Source organism: Mesorhizobium sp. M1409 (assembly GCF_040317535.1).
In the GTDB taxonomy this organism is placed as follows: Bacteria; Pseudomonadota; Alphaproteobacteria; order Rhizobiales; family Rhizobiaceae; genus Mesorhizobium.
In genome coordinates this window covers 155,029-172,540 of record NZ_JAMYKV010000008.1, presented here as the reverse complement: position 1 = coordinate 172,540, position 17,512 = coordinate 155,029, and the positions used below count along the sequence as shown (strand labels likewise).

Here is a 17,512-nt window from a genome sequence, read left to right as displayed (position 1 = left end):
ACCAAATCTTCTCAGACAGGGGCCTCCTCAGGCCAGACCCGCGCATCAGCTACCGCGGCAGCGGTTTAGTTCAATCAAATTCCAATCGATTTGGGAATCCCTTATCGACTCACCGTAATTTCATCCCGCTCTAGGCAGTCACTTCACCTTGCCAAGGTTTGCCGACAGAACCGCAGCCGCCATGGCGATGTCCTCTTCTATGAAAATCCGCACAGTGGAACCGCTGCGCTGCTCCAGTGCGGCAACGATCTTGCGATGCGCGTCATTCGGCTGCGGGATGTAGCGATCGGCCTGCATCAGCAGCTTGAGATAAGGCCCGACCCGTCCCCAGAGATCGCGGATCATGTTCAAAAGGATCGGCGCGTCGGCGTGCTGGTAGATGGCGAAGTGGAAGGCCTCGTTCAGCGTCAGCTAGGCCCTGGCGTCGCCGGCCTCGATGGCACGCTGCATGCCGGCAAGGGTCGCCTGTATGTCAGCCAGCCCGCTTTCGCTGATCCTGGTCGCCGCCATCTCGCCCGCCAGCCCCTCGACGGCGATGCGGATGCGCGTCAATTCCTCGAAGGCGGGCGCGGACAGCAAGGGGACGATGACCGAGCGGTTGTTCTGCATCTCCAGAAGCCGCTCGGCGACAAGCCGTTGCAGCGCCTCGCGGATCGGTGTCGTCGAGATGCCGAACGTCTCGGCGAGCTTGCGGATGACCAGTGTCTGGCCCGGGCTGAAGCCACCGGAAATCAGCTCCTGCTTGAGCGCGCCATAGGCGCGGTCATTCAGGGTTTGATGTTCGAGCTTCAGCATGCGTTCGGCCCGCTCACCAGTTCGACAGGGCGCGATCGAGCGTCTCGGCCAGCTGCTCGGCATTGTCCCTGGCAAACGGCAGAGGTGGCCTGATCTTCAGCACATTGCCGCGCGGACCGCTGGACGAGATCAGAACGCCGTCCTCGCGCATGGCTTCGACAACCGCTGATGTCTTGGTGGCAGCCAGAGCCTCGCCGTCCGCTGTCAGCTCGACACCGAAATAAAGGCCGTTGTGCCTGACATCGGCGACCGCGCCATGCCGGCTTTGCAGGGTGCGCAGCAGGTCAGCCGCATAGGCGCCAACATCGCGCGCATTCGCGATCAGCCCCTCGCCTTCGATCACGTCCAGCACGGCGAGGCCGACGGCCGCCGCGACCGGATTGCCGCCGAAAGTGTTGAAGTAGCCGGTGTTCGAGCCGAAGGAGGCGACAAGCCGCGGCCGCACGAGCACGGCGCCCATCGGATGCCCGTCGCCGATCGGCTTGCCCATCGTGACGATGTCCGGCTCGATGCCATAGTTGGCAAAACCCCACATGCCCTGGCCAAGCCGGCCGAAGCCGGACTGAACTTCATCGGCGATGACGATGCCGCCGGCCTTTTTGACTATATCGGCCGCCTCCCGCATCACCGCCGCATCGGGAAAGAAGATGCCGTCGCTGGAAAAGGCCGAGTCGAGAAGCAGCGCTGCCGGCTTGATACCTTTTGCGCGCATGTCCTCGATGGCCGTGGCGACGTTCTTGGCGAAATCATGCGCGGCACGGCCATGGTCGCGGAACGTGTCCGGCGCCGACACGGTCCGATGCTGCGCGGGCACGCCCTTTGCCCCGACCGCCGCGGGTGACAGTTGCGCCGTCGCGATCGTGGCGCCGTGATAGGCGAAATCGGTGATGATCACCCCGGTGCCGCCGCTGGAATTCTGGGCGATGCGGATGGCGAGGTCGTTGGCCTCGCTGCCGGTGCAGGTGAACATGGCGTGGCCGAGATGGGCCGGAACGGTGCCGAGCAGTTTCTCCGCGTAGTCGAGGATGATTTCGCTGAGATAGCGCGTGTGGGTGTTGAGCGTCGCGGCCTGCCCCGACAGCGCCTCGACCACGCGCGGATGGCAGTGCCCGACCGAGGCGACATTGTTGTAGGCATCGAGGAACTTGCGGCCCTGGGCGTCGTAGAGCCACACGCCGCTGCCGCGCACCAGATGGATCGGGTTGCGGTAGAAGGCGCGGTAGGTCGGCCCGAGCAGCCTGGCTCGGCGTTCGAGCAGCGCGCGCTCCGATGCCGTCGCGTCGGCATTTGCAGGATATGGCGAGGACTGGGACACGAGCATCTACTCCGGATTGGAATGGTCGAGGAAATAGCGGCGGGCGTCAGTGGACGAGAGTTCGTCCAGCCGTTCGAGCGAGGCCCACACTTCGGTGGCGAGACGCAGCACATAGTCGCGCTTGGCCGGGAAGCGCTCCGCCTGCCAGCTGGCGATGTTGGCGATGAGCGCAAGACGGGCCCGGATCAGATCGAAGAGAATGCCGATCTCTTCGGCCTCGAGCGGCTGCACGGATTGATAGCCGGCGACGAAGCGCGCGGCCGGCGCCAGCGGATGACCTTCCGCCGGCCAACGGTAGACGGCGCCGATGGCGAGGTCGCAGATCAGCGGCGAATGGATCATGTCACCGAAATCGAGGATGCCGATCACGACTTCCGGCCGCGAAGCATCCATCACCACATTGTAGGAGTTCATGTCGTTGTGGACGATCTGGGCGCGCAGTTTCGGTATGACCGGCGCCGCATGCTCCTCGAAGGAGTCGATTGCGCGCTCGACCATGGCCCGCCGGCCAGCGTCAGGGATATGCGCCATCATCGGTCGCGTCTTGGCGACCTTGCGGATATCCCAAAGCAGGTCGCTGCCGGCGGCCGGATGGAAGAAACCGCGCAGCGCCCGGCCAAGGCGAGCGAGAAAAATACCGAGATTGCGGTCCTGCGCCGCTGACGGGGGTGAGCGCGACAGCAACTGGCCGGGCAGATAGGTGACCAGCCGGATGATGCGCGGCGCCGATCCACCGACGCTGACCGTGAATTGCGCCTCGCCCTCAAGGCTCTTGCGCACCGAGGGAACCGGCAAGGCCGGGTCGACCGCGAGGATGTGGTCGAGCGCCTTGTTCTGGAAGTCGGTGAAGCCGGCCTCTTCCGCCGGATGGGAGATCTTCAGGACGAACTCGCCCTCGCCGTCGGTCTGGATATGGAAGTTGTGGTCGCGTTCGCCAGGCAAAGGACGCGCGGCGCCGGTGAGCCCGTAGTGCCGGCGCAGGATGGCGAGCGCGTCGGTGGTCGAGACGTCAGGCGCGTCCTCGGCGAGTGTTTCGCCGAAAGCATCGGACATCGCGGCGCTCATGACCTGACCTCGGGATCGATGGGTTCGAGGCCGCACCAGTCGGCAATGAACAGGGCGATCGTCTGGGTGACCTTGCGCACCGAGTCGAGATCGACTGCCTCGTCATAGCCATGCGGCATGCGGCAGATCGGGCCGTAGACGATCGCCGGCGTGTCGGCGTAGAGGCCGAAGAAACGCGCATCGGTCGTCGCCGAGGTGACGTGTTCGGTCAGCGGCTCGCCCCAGACGGCGGTGTGGCTGCGGCGCAGCACAGCCTCCATCTTGTCGGCGCCCTCCAGCACATAGCCCTCGGCCATGAAGCCATTGTAGGTGAGGGTCGGCGGGCGATTGGCCGGGTCGGCGCGGGCCGCATCGGCGATGCAAGCCTCGAGCTCGGCTCTCGCATCTTCGAGCTTCTGGCCGGGATAGGTGGCGACGCGCATCTCGAAGACACAGCGCGCCGGAACGCTCGACGTCCACTCGCCGCCTTCGATCTTTCCGAGGTTGAAGCGGATCGGATGCGGGTGGCCGTGGAAATGCTTGTCATCGACCTTGCGCGCGTTCCAGACGATTTCGAGCTGCTTCAGCGCCTGGATGATGACGAAGGCCTTTTCGATGGCATTGGCGCCGGCGGAGAAAGCCCCGGATGCATGCCGCGGATCGCCGTCGACCTCGACCCGGAACCAGATCGGACCGACCTGTGCACGCATCAGTCGCGGTTCCAGCGGTTCGGGAATGAAAGCGGCGTCGGCGCGGTAGCCGCGCTGCAGACAGGCGAGCGCGCCATTGCCGGTGCACTCCTCCTCGACCACCGACTGCAGGTAAACGTTCGCGGCCGGCTGGTAGCCGAGACTGCGCAAGGCGGTCAGCGCATAGCGGCAGGCGGACAGGCCGGCCTTCATGTCGCCGGCGCCGCGGCCATGCATCCAGCCATCTTCGATCGCCGGATCGTAGGGGTCGCGCACCCAGCGGTCGAGCGGCCCCGTCGGCACGACGTCGATATGGCCGTTGAGGATCAGCGAGCGGCCCAATGCGTTTCGCGGCGTATGCGTGGCAACGACATTGAAGGCATCGTCATAGGAGACTGCCACGGGTGAAAAACCCGGCAGGTCGCGAATCGCATCGACATCGACGCGCCACATGTCGACCGCATAGCCATCCGCTTCGTACGCGGCGGCCATAAAGGATTGTGCGGCATGTTCCTCGCCACGCTGTGAGGGAAAACGCACGAGGTCTTGCAGAAACGCGACCTGTCGCGCGAAGCCGTCATCGACCGCGCTGAGAATGGCCTCGTCCGCAACCCGCTTAGGCATCATATTTCACTTTCACTTGTCGGCAAGGCGGCGGCCGACGGCATCGGCTACGAGATCGCTAGGGATTTCGGCACCATCGTACCGGTGACGCCTTACTGCAAGGTCTAGGAACTTCGGCTGCGCGGCACATCGAGCCTTGTCCATGCCACGCAGCCATCCGGCGGCCGATCTGGATAGGTCGACAATCCTGGTGGCGGCGTTGCCGCCGCCGTCAGGGCGCCTGTGTCGTCGGCAGCCGCTCGCGCAACTCGTCGACAAGCACCCTTATGTTTTCGGAATAGTCGATAGGCACGACGACGAGATGCACGCCGCCGCCGGCGAAGGCCTGTTCCAGCGCTGGCCGCAATTCGGCGATCGCGCCAACCCTGGTCCCCTTGGCGCCATAGGCCTCGGCGTATTTCACGAAGTCGGGATTGCCGAAGGTCATGCCAAAGTCCGGAAACTCGTCGACCGCCTGCTTCCAGCGGATCATGCCGTAGGCGTGATCCTCGAGCAGCAGGACGACGAGATTGAGCTCGAGCCTGACGGCGGTCTCCATTTCCTGGCTGTTCATCATGAAGCCACCGTCGCCGCAGATGGCCATGACGCGGCGCTGTGGATAGAGCAGTGCCGCCATCATCGCCGACGGCAAGCCCGCGCCCATGGTGGCCAGCGCATTGTCGAGCAGCAGCGTGTTTGCCATCCGCGTCCGGTAGTTGCGCGCGAACCAGATCTTGTACATGCCATTGTCGAGGGAGAGTATGCCGTCCGCCGGCATCACGGCGCGAACGTCATGCACGATGCGCTGCGGTGTGAAGCGATCTTCGGTAGCGCGCGCGGCGATCCGGCTCAAAATACCCTCACGCAGCGGCAGAAGGGCCTGCGCGTTGGGGATATTGCCCTCGATGCGGTCGGCCAGCAGCGCCAGCGAAGGCCCGAGGTCGCCGACGATTTCGGCCTGTGGGAAATAGACCTGCTCGACATCGGCCGTTTGATAGCCGACATGAATCACCTTCGGCCCCTTCGCCCCCATGATGAAGGGCGGCTTCTCGACCGTGTCGTGACCGATGGTGATGATCAGATCGGCCTGTTCGATGGCCTCGTGCACATAGTCGCGCTCCGAAAGGGCTGCTGTTCCCATATAGAGCTCGGTGCCGCCGGGCACGGTGCCCTTGCCCATCTGCGTGGTGAAATAGGGAATTTGCGTGCGCAACACGAACTGCGCGAGATCGGAGGTCAAGCGCGGCCGCGACGCCGCCGCGCCGAACATCAACAGCGGACGCCTGGCTTCCATGATCATACGGGCGGCGCGATCAAGCGCGCCCGGGCTGGCCAGCGGCAGTTCGACCGGGTGCGTCGGCACCAGTGCGATCGGCTCGCACTCCGCCGCTGCGATGTCTTCCGGCAGTTCCAGATGCACGGGCCCCGGTCGCTCTTCCTGGGCGACACGGAAAGCTTCGCGCACCAGCGACGGGATCATCTTCGGCGAGACGATCTGGCGCGACAGCTTGGTCAGCGGCTTCATCGCCGCGATGATGTCGACGATCTGGAAGCGCGCCTGCCGGGATGACAGGATGCCTTTCTGGCCGGTGATCATGATCATCGGCATCGCGCCGAGCAGCGCATAGGCCGAACCGGTAGAAAGATTGAGCGCACCTGGGCCAAGCGTGGTGATGCAGACTCCGGGCTTGCCGGTCAGCCTGCCATAGGTGGCGGCCATGAAGGCAGCCGCCTGCTCGTGGCGGGTCAGGATCAGCTGGATCGAGGAGCGGCGGATGGATTCGACGATATCGAGATTTTCTTCGCCCGGAATGCCGAAAATCCGTTCGACCCCTTCGTTCTCGAGGGCCGCGACGAACAAATCCGAACCTTTGGTCATAAACCGTCCCTCCCGCAATGCGCTCATTCAGTCGGCCACTTTCATATGGCACTGGAACGCGACGCCTCAAAGACCCAGAGCGTGCACTCTTTCATCGGCTTTGCAGAAGCAAGCTGAGGTGTGTCCTTGTTGTCGACGCGTGGCGGCGACGAACTGATCGTCGACCGTGCCGAGGTCAAGGAACATCGGCGCGATCTTAACCGAGAGGCGGACGCTACGGCCAGGCCATCATTTTCGGCAGGGCGGCGGCCAACGCATCGACGGCAAGCCGCACCTTCAGCGGCAGATGCGGCGTCTGCGGCCAAAGGGCGTGGCAGTCGTAGAGGTACCGCGGCTGGTCCGGCAGCAGCGCGACCAGCGCGCCGGTCTGAATGCGGTCACGCACCAGCCAGTAGGGCAGCCAGGCGACCCCCATGCCCTCGGCAGCCGCGTCGCCTATGGCATCGAGATCGTCGAGCCGCAACCGGCCGGTCGGCATGATCTCCTGCGTCGGTTGCGCCTCGCGCGCAAACAGCCAAGGCTGAACGATCTGGCTGAGCCGGCGGTAGACGATGGCATGATGGTCGGCGAGATCCTCGATCCGCAGGGGTTCGCCGTGACTTTGGAGATAGGCGGGCGCGGCGCAGACGACCATATCCTGGCGAGCGACGCGACGGGCGATCACCCCCGCCTTGTCGTCCAGGGTACCGGTACGGATGGCAAGGTCGTAGCCGTCCTCGGCGAAATCGGCGAAGCGGTCGCTGAGCGACAGGTCGAGTTCCAGCATCGGATATTGCCGCGCCAGCCGCAGCAGCACCGGCGTCACGCAGTGACGGCCGAAATGCGCCGGCATGGTGACGTGCAGCTTGCCACGCGGCTCCGAGAACTGGTCGGTGGCGAGCGTATCGGCGGCCTCGGCCTCGGCCAGCACCACCCGGCAGCGTTCATAATAGGCGCGTCCGAAGTCGGTCAGGCTCTGCCGGCGTGTGGTCCGGTTGAGCAGCCGCACACCCAGCCGCTCCTAGAGAAACCGGACATGCTTGCCGACCATCGGTCCGGACAGGTCGAGCGCGATCGCCGCGGCCGCGAACGAGCCGAGGTCGACGGCTTTGACGAACACGGCCATGCTCTCAAGCCGATCCATATTCGAAACTCCTGGTTCCTACTGCTCTCCCTTTGCAGCCATTTATCCCCGACAAGCCTAGCTGCATAGCTCATTCGGTTCAGATAACTTGGAGTCTCCCGAATGGTACATGTGGTTCGCTTTCACCAGCATGGTGGTCCCGAGGTTCTGCGCATCGAGGATGTCGAATTGCCCCGACCGGTCCGGGCGAAGTCCAAATCCGCGTCAAGGCGCTCGGCCTCAATCGCGCCGAGGCGCTGCTGCGCGCGGGCGCCTATATCGAGACGCCCACCCTGCCTTCCGAGCTTGGCCTGGAAGCGGCGGGTATTATCGAGGCCGTGGGCGAAGGCGTGAACGACTTTGCACCGGGGGACGCGGTCAGTGTCATCCCGCCGCGATCGATGGTTCGCTGGCCAGCTTATGGCGAGGTGGTCACCTATCCCGCTAGGCTCATCGTCAAGCATCCGCCGTCGCTTGACTGGCAAACGGCGGCGGCCGTCTGGATGCAGTATCTCACCGCCTATGGCGCGCTAATCGATATTGCCAGGCTTAGCGGCGGGGATGCCGTTGTCATCACCGCGGCCTCAAGCAGTGTCGGGCTTGCCGCCGTCCAGATAGCAAATAGTGTAGGCGCGACAGCGATCGCGGTGACGCGAACGTCAGCCAAGAAGCAGGCTCTGCTCGACGCCGGAGCGGCGCATGTCGTGGTCTCGGCCGAGGAGAACCTAGCGGCGCGATTGAACGAGATCGCCGGACCGCAAGGTGTGCGCGTCGTCTTCGATGCGATCGGCGGCCCGATCTTCGAGCCGTTGACAGCGGCAATGGCGCGTGGCGGCATCCTGATCGAATATGGTGGCCTCAGCCGCGAGCCGACGCCGTTCCCACTGTCCGCCGTGCTGGGCAAGACACTGACGCTGCGCGGCTACCTCGTCCACGAGATCACCGGCAACCCGGCGAAACTGGAGGCCGCCAAGGCGTTTATCCTCGAAGGACTTGGGACTGGGGCTCTAAAGCCGATCATCGACCGGACCTTTTCGTTCGACCAGATCGTCGAGGCGCACCGCTACCTGGAGTCGAACGAGCAGTTCGGCAAGATCGTGGTGACGATCTGAGATCGTGGTGACGATCTGAGATCGTGGTGACGGTTTGAGCAGAGATGGCGAACAAATCAACATTGCCGGCAACATCGCCCTTGAAGGCACGGCTCCGCACTCCTAACTGTCCCGTGCGGGCCGGGCCCCTCTGACACTCGCTTTTGGCGATTGTGATGTCGGACCGCTTTAACGGGCCCGTTTCCACCCTTTTCGGTCAAGCGGGCTCAATCGTTTTTGGTTTGGAGCCCCACATGACATCTTCCCTCCTTGGTATGGTTTGCCCCTCCTGCCGCGTCGCGCTCGTGATGAGCGAACGCCAGGGTATCGAGATCGATTACTGCCCGCAGTGCCGCGGCGTCTGGCTTGATCGAGGTGAACTCGACAAGATCATCGAGCGTTCCGGCAGGGAGGCGTCGCCAGCACCGCAGCCGGCAGCATTCTCCCAGCCGCAACAGGGCCAGGGGCGCGATGACGATTATTCCCGCTCGCAGGGCCACCGCTATCCGAAGCGGAAGAAATCATTCTTCGAAGAGTTGTTCGATTGACCGCATGACGCCCGGCACCCGGGCCGGCGTTTGCTGAAACTTCAAAACCGCATCGATAAAGGTCCATCCCGATGATTTCCCGCACAAGCCGATTTGCAGCCCTCTTTGCGGGACTGTTCCTCGCATTCTCCATGGTCGCGATGGATCATGCCGAGGCCCGTCGCGGCGGCAGTTTCGGCAGTCGTGGCATGCGTACGTTCCAATCGGCACCGCCGACCAGAACCGCGCCAGCGCCGACCGCTCCCGTCGAGCGTTCGATGACGCCCAACGCCGGTGTGAACAACGCGGCCCGGCAGCCGCAGGCCGGCTTGCAGCGGCCGGGCTTCATGAGTGGCCTCGGTGGAACGATGATGCGCGGCCTGCTGCTAGGCGGCCTGATCGGCCTGCTCGTCGGCCAAGGCTTCGGCGGCCTCGCCGGCATGTTCGGTTTCCTGCTTCAGGCCCTGCTTATCGGTGGCGCAATCATGCTGGCCATCAGGTTCTTCCGCTCGCAATCCGCGCGCGGTCCCGCCCCTGCGCTGGCCGGCGTCGGCAATGCCCAGGCGTCGCGGTTTGAGAACCGTGCGACGACACAGCAGCAGACGGACACTGCACGCCCTTTCACGATTCCCGGCTTTGGCGGCGGTTCGAGCGGAGGCTCTCCGGCCACCGGTTCCGAGGAGATCACGCTGGCTCAGACCGACCTCGACGCATTCCAGCAGTTGCTGACTGATGTCCAGGAAGCATTCGGCCGCGAAGACCATGCCGCTCTGCGCCGCGCTACGACCCCCGAGATGGTGTCCTATCTGTCGGAGGAGTTGGCCGACAATGCCCAGAAAGGTCTTAGGAACGAGGTAACGGACATCACCTTGCTGCAGGCCGACATCGCGGAAAGCTGGCGCGAGGATGACCGCGACTACGCCACGGCCGCATTGCGCTACGAGTCTCGTGACGGGACGCGCGAACGGTCCAGCGGCAGGGTCGTCGAAGGCGACGATGATCACCCGACCGAGACGACCGAGCTGTGGACATTCGTGCGTGAGAATGGCTCGAACTGGAAGCTCTCGGCAATACAACAGGCTTGAGCTGAGTGCGAGGCTCGATGCGGCTGCGTGCGGGCGCTCAGCGCACCAACGGACAGCCGCGTGCCGATCTCTCTGGCGTGCCCGGTATCGCGGTCCAGGCTGCTGACAAATACCAGACAATCTTTGCGCATGAATTCCTCCCTCCCCGCCGCCTCTTCGGGCGCGCGGGAGCGGCTGAACTTTCGCCTCTTCGTGCTTGCATCGCAATCCCATATGTGAAAAGAATATTTACAAGAGAAGATTGACGGGAGGAGACGTCGTGGATTCAGGCGCCTTGACGCGTGTTCAAATGGCTGCGCGGAACCTCCTCCCGAACTGGCAGAGCCAGCCATGAACGATTTCGCGCCCACGGTCGGCGTCGCCTCGACGCACCCCAAAAACATGCCGGCGGATCATGCCGCGCTGCCGGTGTGGAATGCCGAAAACTGGTTCTACGAGGACTGGCCGGTCGGCCAGAAGATCCGTTCGCTACGGCGCACGATGGCCGAGGGCGACAGCCATTTGTTCAACACGCTGGTGCTCGACATCCACCCTTATGTGCAGGACCAGATGTTTGCCGAGAGCGAAGGGATTTTCGGCAAGCGGCTGATCGCCGGCGCTTTCGTCTTCTCGGCCGGCCTCGGGCTGGTCGCCACCAATTGCATCAACGCCTTTTCCTATGGCTACGACAAGCTGCGTTTCATAAAGCCTGTCTTCATTGGCGATACGATCTATTCGATCCGCTCCAACCTCGACAAGAAGCCCCGCTACAAGGAGATGGGGCTGACCCGCGCCAGCTATGAGGTGTTCAAGGGCGAAGGCGAGCTCGTTCTCTACTGCGAGCACCTGCAGACGGTGAAGTACCGCAACCCCGCCGACTTTGTCGGCAAGACGGAGAAATAACGATGCCGGCTGCAGCCGAATTGCCGCTCGCCGGCCTTGTCGTCGTCGACATGAGCCAGTTCCTGTCGGGCCCGTACTGCTCGCTCAGACTGCTCGATCTCGGCGCTCGCGTGATCAAGATCGAGCGTCCGGACGGCGGCGACCTGTCGCGCCGGCTCTATCTCAGCGACACCGAGATCGGCGGCGATTCCACCATCTTCCATGCCATCAACCGGGCGAAGGAAAGTCTTGCTATCGACCTCAAGAACGACGCCGATCTCAAGGTGTTGCGCGGGCTGCTGGCCAAGGCCGATGTGCTGATCCAGAATTTCCGACCGGGCGTCATCGAGCGGCTCGGCTTCGACTACCAGGCGGTCCGCAAGATCAATCCGCGGCTGGTCTACGCCTCGATCAGCGGCTATGGCGAGGACGGCCCTTGGGTCAAGCGGCCGGGCCAGGACCTGCTGGCGCAGGCGCGTTCCGGCGTAATGTGGCTGAACGGAGACGAAGACCAGGGGCCGGTGCCGTTCGGTCTTGCCATCGGCGACATGCTGGCCGGTGCTGCCTGCGCGCAAGGCATTCTGGCGGCACTGGTGAGGCGCGGCATCACCGGCCAGGGGAGCCATATCGAGACAAGCCTGCTGGAGGCGCTGGTCGACTTCCAGTTCGAGGTGCTGACCACGCATCTCAATGATGGCCGCCGCTTGCCCAGGCGCTCCAGCTTCCGCAGCGCGCACGCCTATCTGTCGGCGCCTTACGGTGTCTACCCGGCCAAGGACGGCTATCTCGCCATCGCCATGACGCCGATACCCAAGTTGGCCGATCTGCTGTCGCTTAATGAGTTGGCACCCTATCGCGACAAGCCGGCATCCTGGTTCACCGCCCGCGACGACATCAAGGCGATCATCGCGCAGCGGATCGCCACCAAAACCATCGACGAATGGCTTGAAATTCTCGAGCCGGCCGACATCTGGTGCGCCAAGGTGCTGACTTGGCCGGAGATGCTGGCGAGCGAAGGGTTCCAATCGCTCGATATGCTGCAGACGGTGACACGCGAGGACGATGTTTCGATCCTGACCACCAGTTCGCCGCTCCGGGTCGATGGTGTCAGAGCCAAGGTCGACCGGGCGGCACCGCGCATCGGCCAGCACAGCGCTGCAATCCGCGAGGAGTTCGGCCTGTGAGCGTGCCCACACTCAAGGGCATGACCTGGAGCCATCCGCGCGGCTACGACCCGATGGTCGCTTGCTCATCCCTGTGGAAGCAAAAGACCGGCATCACCATCGAATGGGACAAGCGCTCACTGCAGGATTTCGAATCCTTCCCGGTCGAGGAATTGGCGCGTGCCTATGATCTTATCGTCATCGATCATCCGCATGTCGGCCAGATCACAGCGGAGCGCTGCCTCGAGCCGCTGGATGTCGCTGGCCGCGAGGCGGAACTTGCAGCGCTAGCCACGGGCAGCGTGGGCCAGTCCTATCGGAGCTACAACTGGCAAGGGCGGCAATGGGCCTTCCCGATCGACGCGGCCAGCCAGGTCCAGGCGTGGCGGCCGGATGCGCTCGATGCGCCGCCAGCGCGCTGGAGCGATGTGCTCGATCTCGCCCGGCAAGGCCGGGTGCTGCTGCCTTTGCGCCCGCCCCATGTGCTGATGGCGTTCTACACGCTGGCCGGCAATTTTGGCCGCCCTTGCGCAACGGACCCGTCCGGCGATCTCATCGATGCCGACGCCGGCAGCGAAGTCTTCGAGACGATGCGCGAGATAGCCGCACTGGTCGGCCCCGCCTGCTTCGAGATGGATCCGATCGCAGTTTCGGAACGCATGGCGGAGGCCGGCTCCCGCATCATCTGTGCACCGCTGATCTACGGCTATGTTTCCTATGCAATGTCTGGTTTTCGCGCGAACCGGCTGGCCTTCGCCGACATCCCGGTCATCGGCTCCAGCGGTCCGATCGGTTCGGCGCTTGGTGGCACCGGCATAGCCGTATCGGCCTTTGCCAAAGCGAAGGATGCCGCGATCGACTTCGCCTACTGGGTCGCCAGCGGCGATGTCCAGCGCGGTCCCTATGCCGCCGCCGGCGGCCAGCCCGGCCATGCCGCGGCCTGGGAGGACCAGACCGTCAACGACGCGACTGGCAATTTCTATCGGAATACGCGCGCGACGCTGGAAGGTGCGTGGGTGCGGCCGCGCCATGACGGCTATATGGCGTTCCAGCAAGCGGCGTCCGACCGCATCCTTTTCGGCATGACCTCCGGACATCAGGCACGGCAGGTCGTTGCCGATCTAAATCGCCTGTTTCGGGAAAGTTCCCCGGCGCCCGGCGCTGCCCGTAAAGCATGAACGAGCCCGCCTAGACATGCCACCACAGCTTGCGGGCATTCGCGGACAACAGCCCGTCGCGCTCATCGACGCTGCAGCCTGCAAGAAGCGCATGGGTCGCCGCCACCCAGGTCGACAAGCCGCCGCCGAGCGTGCAGACCGGCCAGTCGCTGCCCCAGACGACACGATCCCAGCCGAATGAATTGATTGTGTGCTCGACATAGGGGCGCAGCGTCTCGACCGCCCAGCTGCCGGGATCGGCATAGGCGACGACACCGGAAATCTTGGCCATGATATTCGGGCGCCGCGCGATCTCGCTGATATGCTCGCGCCACGGATGCTCGCCATTGCCCTTGATGTCGGGCACGCCGCAATGGTCGAGGACGAACGTCACATCGGGCGCCAGGTCGGCAAGCGCAATTGCCTTCGGGATCTGGTGCGGCAGCACGACGAGATCGAAGGTCAGGCCGGTGCCGCCAAGCCGCTTGATGTTGTCCCGAAACAGCGCGCCCTCCGAGAGCTCGTCGGGCACCACATGGAGAACGCGGCGGAAGCCCTTGACGAAGGGGGTTGCCTGCTGCCTTTCAAGATAGGCCGGAAAATCCGCCTCTTCGGGGCGGCACGATGCAATCGCTCCAGCCAGCATGCTGCCGCGTTGCCGTGCTAGCCCTTCGACACGAGTGGTCTCGGCCTCGATGTCGGCCGGATCGACATCGACCTCCATATGCAGCACGCGCTCGACGCCGACACGCTGCGCCTCCACGGCGTATTCCTCATAGGAGAAATCGCGGTTGAGCGCCGGCACGCCTGACAGCCAGGGATAACGCAAGACTGAGCGATCGATGAGGTGCAAATGGGTGTCGATGATCATGGCGGCCTCCTCCTCCTGGCTGTTTCAGATTATCTCACGGAGGAATTCTTCATTCAAATAAGAATTCACGCCGATGAGCCGACGGCAGAGCCGGCGAGGTGCGACAGCTTTTCACAAGTTGCCAGCAACAGCTCGATCGTCCGGGTGATGTCGGGTGCCGACGGCGCGTTGACCACGGTGATGTAGGGTATCGATAACGCGGCGATCGCCTTGCCATCGGAACTGCGCACCGGAGCGGACAGGTTGAAGACCCCGGCGGTCTGCATCGAGGCCATCATCTCGTAACCGCGGTCGCGGATCTGGTCGAGCCGGGTGAAGAACTCGGCCGACTGCGCCGTCTTGTCGGTGCTGCGGACGTGTTCCGAGATCATCATCCGACGCTCTTCCGGTGAACGAAAGGCGAGCAGCACATGTCCCGAACCGGTGTCGAACAGGCTGATGTGCGAGCCGACCCGGATCGAGATCCCCCAGTAGTTCGGTGCCTCCTGCTGGGCGATGACCACGGCGGAACCGCGATCAAAAACAACGAGTTGGTTGGCCTGCTGCGAAGTCTCGGCCAGCTCGCGCATCAGCGGCGTAGCGTAGGAAACCAGCCGCCGTACCGGAGCGTGCAATTGCGCCAGGCCGAACAGCTTCAGCGTCAGCGAATAGCGGTCGCCGTCGAGCCTGGTGACGTAGCCGCGCCTCACCAGCCGGTCGAGCATGCGGTAGAATTCGTTGGGGCTGCGGTCGAGCTTCTTGGCGATTTCAGCCTGCGTCAGGCCACCGTCGACGCCAGCCAGCAGTTCGAGGATATCGAGCCCCTTGTCGAGCGCCGGCGCGCGGTAGCGCTCGTCTTCGCCGTCGTCCATGGCTCGTCCCTCCAGTGAATTTCACCCTTCATATACGCAGGAACACGACTGGCGGAAACAAATTTCGTCTTGACGTATCCGTGAATGTTTTGTTTGTATATGAATGTAGCACTTCTTGTCATCAGACGAGTTGCGGTCGCCGCCGAGGCGGCACCAAGGGAGGATACCAATGAACAGACTGCTTTCCGGCGTGTCCGCCGGCGCATTGATGCTTGCATTAAGTGCAGGCGCTGCCCTTGCCGGCGACCTGCCCGGCAAATTCGAAGGTGTGACTGTCGACGTGAAGCTGATCGGCGGCCAGCAATATGAAAAACTCTACGAGCGCATTCCCGAATGGGAGAAGGCGACCGGCGCCAAGGTCAACATCCTGACCAAGAAGAACGGCTTCGACATCGACAAGGAGCTCAAGTCCGACATCGCTTCGGGCAGCACCAATTGGTGCGTCGGCTGGAACCATTCGTCCTTCGCGCCGCAGTATACGAGCCTCTACACCGACCTGAGCAAATTGCTGCCCAAGGAAGAGATCGACGCCTTCGTGCCTTCGACGATCACTTCGGCAACCATCGACGGCAAGCTGGAGATGCTGCCGCGCGCGCAGTTCGACGTCTCGGCGCTCTACTACCAGAAGAGCCTCTACGAGAACGCCGACAACAAGACCAAGTTCAAGGCGAAATACGGCTATGACCTGGTGCCGCCGGACACCTGGAAGGAAGTCACCGACCAGGCCGAGTTCTTCGCCAACCCGCCCAATTTCTACGGCACCCAGTTCGCGGGCAAGGAAGAGGCGATCAACGGCCGCTTCTATGAAATGGTCGTCGCCGAAGGTGGCGAATATCTCGACAAGGACGGCAAGCCGGTCTTCAATTCCGAGGCCGGCATCCGGGCGCTCGACTGGTTCGTCAACCTCTACAAGGCGAAGGCCGTGCCTGCCGGAACCACCAACTACCTGTGGGACGATCTCGGCCAGGGCTTTGCCTCGGGCACCGTCGCCATCAACCTCGACTGGCCGGGCTGGGCTGGCTTCTTCAACGATCCGAAATCGTCGAAGGTCGCCGGCAATGTCGGCGTCAAGGTCGCGCCGAAAGGTTCCTCGGGCAAGCGCACCGGCTGGTCCGGTTTCCATGGCTTCTCGGTGACCGAGAACTGCCCCAACAAGGAGGCCGCGGCTTCGCTGGTGTGGTGGCTGACCAACGAGGACAGCCAGAAGCTGGAGGCCGCCGCCGGCCCGCTGCCGACCCGCACCGCGGTCTGGGACTGGGACCTGAAGCAGGCGGAAAGCGATCCCTACAAGAAGGAGGTTCTTACCGCCTTCCAGGAAGAGGCCAAGCACGCCTTTGCCGTGCCGCAGACGCCTGAGTGGATCGAGATTTCCAACGCCGTCTATCCCGAGCTGCAGGCGGCGATCCTCGGCGACAAGACGTCCAAGCAGGCACTGGATGAAGCCGCAGCCAAGGCGACGCAAATCCTCCAGGACGCAGGCAAGCTCTAGTAACGGCTCCCAAGGCTGCCTCCCCCATCAGCATGGGGGAGGCGATCGCGCTCTTGGCTCCGTTGATACTTCAGTTCACCTCAAGGATTCCGATGAAGGGCTTCAAGCCATCCGCGCCATTCCTGCTGCTGCTTCCGGCTGGCATCGTACTGGCGGCGGTCGTCGTCGTGCCGCTGCTTCTGTCGCTCTACTCCAGCTTCACGCCTTTTCGCTTGATCAAGCCCGAAACATTCTACGTCTTCATCGGCTTCAGGAACTATCTCTCGATCCTATCCAACACCGATTTCTGGTGGGCTTTTGGCCGCACGGTGCTGCTGCTGACCATCGCGCTCAATCTCGAAATGCTGCTTGGCCTCGGCCTTGCGATGCTGGTCGAGAAAGCGACACGTGGACAACGCATTCTGCGCACGCTGATGATGTTCCCAATGATGTTCTCGCCGATCCTCGTCGGCTTCCAGTTCAAGTTCATGTTCAACGACAATATCGGCCTCGTGAACAACGCCCTGCAGTCGCTCGGCATCACGCAGGACGCCATACCGTGGCTGATCGAGGGCCATCTCGCCTTCATCGCCATTTCGATCGCCGAGATCTGGTCGTCGACCGCGATCTTCGCCATCCTGATCCTCGCCGGGCTGCTCGCCATGCCCAAGGAGCCGATCGAGGCGGCGCGGGTCGACGGCTGCACGCCGTGGCAAACTTTCCGCTATGTGACGTGGCCGTTCGTCATGCCCTTCGCCTACATCGCCATGACCATCCGTTCGCTCGACGTCGCGCGCGCCTATGACATCGTCAAGATCATGACCGATGGCGGACCGGCGGGCCGCACCGAACTGCTTTGGACGCTGGTCGCGCGCACCGCCTACAGCGACGGGCGCATGGGCATGGCCAACGCCATGGCCTATTTCTCGATCCTGCTCTCGATCGCCTTCACCGTCTATTTCTTCAACAAGCTCGCCGCGGCGCGCACGCAGATCGGTGCTGAGTGGTGAG

General features: G+C 63.4%; 14 protein-coding genes and 3 pseudogenes. 9 read left to right on the top strand and 8 right to left on the bottom strand.

From position 1 onward, the window contains the following. Positions 1 to 138: 138 nt before the first annotated feature. The 4 genes and pseudogenes from NKG99_RS10010 to NKG99_RS09995 form a co-directional block, all read right to left on the bottom strand. Positions 139 to 795, bottom strand: a pseudogene (locus tag NKG99_RS10010) (GntR family transcriptional regulator). Between the two features lie 13 nt (positions 796 to 808). Then, on the bottom strand, positions 809 to 2,116 hold the full coding sequence (locus tag NKG99_RS10005) for an aspartate aminotransferase family protein (RefSeq protein ID WP_352866885.1): 1,308 nt from the start codon (positions 2,114 to 2,116) through the stop codon (positions 809 to 811). Next, positions 2,117 to 3,163, bottom strand: coding sequence for a phosphotransferase (locus NKG99_RS10000; protein ID WP_352866883.1), 1,047 nt, complete (start codon positions 3,161 to 3,163; stop codon positions 2,117 to 2,119). 8 nt (positions 3,164 to 3,171) lie between these two features. Beyond that, on the bottom strand, positions 3,172 to 4,467 hold the full coding sequence (locus tag NKG99_RS09995) for an ArgE/DapE family deacylase (protein ID WP_352866915.1): 1,296 nt from the start codon (positions 4,465 to 4,467) through the stop codon (positions 3,172 to 3,174). Between NKG99_RS09995 and NKG99_RS09990 the strand changes: the two genes are divergently transcribed. Beyond that, the gene (locus tag NKG99_RS09990; protein ID WP_352866918.1) at positions 4,390 to 4,575 is read left to right on the top strand and encodes a hypothetical protein; all 186 of its coding nucleotides are present in this window, start codon (positions 4,390 to 4,392) and stop codon (positions 4,573 to 4,575) included. The two genes, NKG99_RS09995 and NKG99_RS09990, sit on opposite strands and share 78 nt — an antisense overlap. A gap of 103 nt (positions 4,576 to 4,678) precedes the next feature. On the opposite strand, the gene NKG99_RS09985 is transcribed toward NKG99_RS09990, so the two are convergent. Beyond that, entirely contained in the window at positions 4,679 to 6,325 is a 1,647-nt protein-coding gene (locus NKG99_RS09985) for an acetolactate synthase large subunit (RefSeq protein ID WP_352866882.1), read from the bottom strand. 214 nt (positions 6,326 to 6,539) lie between these two features. After that, positions 6,540 to 7,448, bottom strand: a pseudogene (locus NKG99_RS09980) (LysR family transcriptional regulator). 102 nt (positions 7,449 to 7,550) lie between these two features. Here NKG99_RS09980 and NKG99_RS09975 point away from each other — a divergent pair. The 6 genes and pseudogenes from NKG99_RS09975 to NKG99_RS09950 all read left to right on the top strand — a co-directional run bounded on the left by NKG99_RS09975 (position 7,551) and on the right by NKG99_RS09950 (position 13,332). Beyond that, positions 7,551 to 8,539 (top strand): annotated as a pseudogene (locus tag NKG99_RS09975) (zinc-dependent alcohol dehydrogenase family protein). 233 nt (positions 8,540 to 8,772) lie between these two features. After that, positions 8,773 to 9,066, top strand: coding sequence for a TFIIB-type zinc ribbon-containing protein (locus NKG99_RS09970; protein WP_352866913.1), 294 nt, complete (start codon positions 8,773 to 8,775; stop codon positions 9,064 to 9,066). A gap of 71 nt (positions 9,067 to 9,137) precedes the next feature. Then, positions 9,138 to 10,130, top strand: a complete 993-nt coding sequence (locus NKG99_RS09965) for a Tim44 domain-containing protein (protein ID WP_352866879.1) — start codon at positions 9,138 to 9,140, stop codon at positions 10,128 to 10,130. Between the two features lie 330 nt (positions 10,131 to 10,460). Beyond that, on the top strand, positions 10,461 to 11,012 hold the full coding sequence (locus NKG99_RS09960) for a MaoC family dehydratase (protein ID WP_352866877.1): 552 nt from the start codon (positions 10,461 to 10,463) through the stop codon (positions 11,010 to 11,012). A gap of 2 nt (positions 11,013 to 11,014) precedes the next feature. After that, the gene (locus tag NKG99_RS09955) at positions 11,015 to 12,175 is read left to right on the top strand and encodes a CaiB/BaiF CoA transferase family protein (RefSeq protein ID WP_352866875.1); all 1,161 of its coding nucleotides are present in this window, start codon (positions 11,015 to 11,017) and stop codon (positions 12,173 to 12,175) included. Next, on the top strand, positions 12,172 to 13,332 hold the full coding sequence (locus NKG99_RS09950; RefSeq protein ID WP_352866872.1) for an extracellular solute-binding protein: 1,161 nt from the start codon (positions 12,172 to 12,174) through the stop codon (positions 13,330 to 13,332). Before NKG99_RS09955 ends, NKG99_RS09950 begins: the two co-directional genes overlap by 4 nt. Before the next feature lie 10 nt (positions 13,333 to 13,342). Here the strand turns inward: NKG99_RS09950 and NKG99_RS09945 are convergent, their stop codons facing one another. Beyond that, on the bottom strand, positions 13,343 to 14,182 hold the full coding sequence (locus tag NKG99_RS09945; RefSeq protein WP_352866870.1) for an amidohydrolase family protein: 840 nt from the start codon (positions 14,180 to 14,182) through the stop codon (positions 13,343 to 13,345). 65 nt (positions 14,183 to 14,247) lie between these two features. After that, positions 14,248 to 15,033: an IclR family transcriptional regulator gene (locus NKG99_RS09940; protein WP_352866868.1), complete on the bottom strand. Its 786-nt coding sequence runs from the start codon at positions 15,031 to 15,033 to the stop codon at positions 14,248 to 14,250. Positions 15,034 to 15,202: 169 nt separating this feature from the next. On the opposite strand from NKG99_RS09940, the gene NKG99_RS09935 reads away from it, so the two are divergent. Continuing rightward, positions 15,203 to 16,522 carry an ABC transporter substrate-binding protein gene (locus NKG99_RS09935; protein ID WP_352866867.1) on the top strand — a complete coding sequence of 440 codons (1,320 nt, stop codon included), beginning with the start codon at positions 15,203 to 15,205 and terminating at the stop codon, positions 16,520 to 16,522. A 92-nt stretch (positions 16,523 to 16,614) separates the two neighbouring features. Continuing rightward, the gene (locus NKG99_RS09930) at positions 16,615 to 17,511 is read left to right on the top strand and encodes a carbohydrate ABC transporter permease (RefSeq protein WP_352866865.1); all 897 of its coding nucleotides are present in this window, start codon (positions 16,615 to 16,617) and stop codon (positions 17,509 to 17,511) included. Position 17,512 lies beyond the last annotated feature (1 nt).

Excerpts from the sequence above, each read along its gene's own strand:
- NKG99_RS10005 (WP_352866885.1), bottom strand. The coding sequence starts at position 2,116 with ATGCTCGTGTCCCAGTCCTCGCCATATCCTGCAAATGCCGACGCGACG.
- NKG99_RS10000 (WP_352866883.1), bottom strand. The coding sequence starts at position 3,163 with ATGTCCGATGCTTTCGGCGAAACACTCGCCGAGGACGCGCCTGACGTC.
- NKG99_RS09995 (WP_352866915.1), bottom strand. The coding sequence starts at position 4,467 with ATGCCTAAGCGGGTTGCGGACGAGGCCATTCTCAGCGCGGTCGATGAC.
- NKG99_RS09985 (WP_352866882.1), bottom strand. The coding sequence starts at position 6,325 with ATGACCAAAGGTTCGGATTTGTTCGTCGCGGCCCTCGAGAACGAAGGG.
- NKG99_RS09970 (WP_352866913.1), top strand. The coding sequence starts at position 8,773 with ATGACATCTTCCCTCCTTGGTATGGTTTGCCCCTCCTGCCGCGTCGCG.
- NKG99_RS09965 (WP_352866879.1), top strand. The coding sequence starts at position 9,138 with ATGATTTCCCGCACAAGCCGATTTGCAGCCCTCTTTGCGGGACTGTTC.
- NKG99_RS09960 (WP_352866877.1), top strand. The coding sequence starts at position 10,461 with ATGAACGATTTCGCGCCCACGGTCGGCGTCGCCTCGACGCACCCCAAA.
- NKG99_RS09955 (WP_352866875.1), top strand. The coding sequence starts at position 11,015 with ATGCCGGCTGCAGCCGAATTGCCGCTCGCCGGCCTTGTCGTCGTCGAC.
- NKG99_RS09945 (WP_352866870.1), bottom strand. The coding sequence starts at position 14,182 with ATGATCATCGACACCCATTTGCACCTCATCGATCGCTCAGTCTTGCGT.
- NKG99_RS09940 (WP_352866868.1), bottom strand. The coding sequence starts at position 15,033 with ATGGACGACGGCGAAGACGAGCGCTACCGCGCGCCGGCGCTCGACAAG.
- NKG99_RS09935 (WP_352866867.1), top strand. The coding sequence starts at position 15,203 with ATGAACAGACTGCTTTCCGGCGTGTCCGCCGGCGCATTGATGCTTGCA.
- NKG99_RS09930 (WP_352866865.1), top strand. The coding sequence starts at position 16,615 with ATGAAGGGCTTCAAGCCATCCGCGCCATTCCTGCTGCTGCTTCCGGCT.